Annotated in this window: 2 protein-coding genes; both read left to right on the top strand. The window is 43.3% G+C overall.

Going from position 1 to position 1534, the window contains the following annotated elements; translation table 11 throughout:
- Positions 1–724: hypothetical protein (locus N1032_RS23045; RefSeq protein WP_259542658.1), on the top strand; the 724-nt coding region annotated here is incomplete at its 5' end.
- A gap of 10 nt (positions 725–734) precedes the next feature.
- The coding region (locus N1032_RS23050; RefSeq protein ID WP_259542659.1) for a phage DNA encapsidation protein at positions 735–1534 on the top strand (800 nt) is incomplete at its 3' end.

The following is a 1534-nucleotide window of genomic DNA, read 5'->3' on the forward strand; positions in this document are numbered from 1 at the left end:
AGAAGCCCTTGCAGAGGCTATGGAGAAATACAACAAGAGCATACCCACCGTACACAACTTTCAAAGTCTTTTCTATGCCTGGGGCGTTTGGGTTACGGCTTACGCTAGGCGCAACCTTTGGACGGGTATCAAAGCAGTAGGACACGATTTCGTGTATGCCGATACCGATTCAATCAAGATCGTAAACGCTGAAAACCACCAAGGCTATATTGAGGTGTATAACGAGGGTGTAAAGGCAAAGTTGAAAAAATCATTCGATCACTACAAGATTCCGATTGAATTCGCGTGTCCCGATAACAAATGGATAGGCGTGTGGGACTTTGACGGTTTTTACACAAGGTTCAAACACGTAGGCGCGAAACGCTACCTTGTTGAATACGAGAATGGAAACATGCAACTCACTTGCGCAGGCGTTCAAAAGAAAGCGGGGCTTGCATACCTGCAAAAGGGTTCACCAGATAACACGGAAACGTTCGAAAAGTTCAATAATGAATTAGAGATACCAGCGGGCGAAACAGGAAAATCAACGCGAATTATTGTCAACGCGATTGACGATCAAGCGCCTATGACCGATTATCTAGGTAAAACGAAACTAGTTCCGATTGAAAATGGTATACACTTGGCGCCGTCAAGTTATACAATGAGTGAAGACGGTATTTTCATGGGGTTGCTACAACTTCAATTATTGCAGAAATACGGCACAGAAACGATACAAGATATTTAGGAGGGATAGCATGAAGTTTTATAGCCCAAAACGGATCGGACAACGGAAAGCACAATATAACGTGGTTTTCGGGGAACGATCAAACGGGAAAACAACGGCGTTGCTGAAACAGGCTATAAAGAATTATTTCAGCACGGAAAATGGAGATTATACGCGACAGCAGTTCGCGTATATCCGCCGTTGGGATACGGATATCAAGGCAAAACGAATGAAACAAATGTTCGGTTATATTAATTCAACGGGGTTAGTTAGCGAGATTTCAAACGGCGAGTTCGATCACGTCCATTTTTACAATGGCGTTTTTTACTTTGCAAAGTATGACGGCGAGGGAAAATCTATCTATTCACCGATCGATTGTCTAGGTCACGCTTTCGCTTTAAACATGATGGAACACGACAAAGGATCGAGTTACCCGCTTGTTACCTTGATTGTGTTTGACGAGTTTATAGCCCGCAGAATTTACCTGACGGACGAGTTCGTTTTGCTTATGAACGTTATTTCGACAATCATTCGATTACGAACAAATGTTTCCATATGGTTACTAGGGAACACGGTCAATAAATATTGTCCGTATTTCGCGGAGTTCGGTTTGAAAAACGTTGATGAAATGAAGCAGGGAACGATTGACGTGTACCGATACGGTGATAGTCCGTTAAAACTCGCTTGTGAGTATTGCGCGGATAATTCCGAATCGAAACCGAACAGTCACTTATTCGCCTTTGATAACCCTAAGTTGAATATGATCGCGGGCGGATCGTGGGAACTCTCTATTTTCCCTCACGCGCCTATGAAGTGGAAACCTAAGAATAT

Source organism: Herbiconiux daphne, assembly GCF_024979295.1.
In the GTDB taxonomy this organism is placed as follows: domain Bacteria; phylum Actinomycetota; class Actinomycetes; order Actinomycetales; family Microbacteriaceae; genus Herbiconiux; species Herbiconiux daphnes.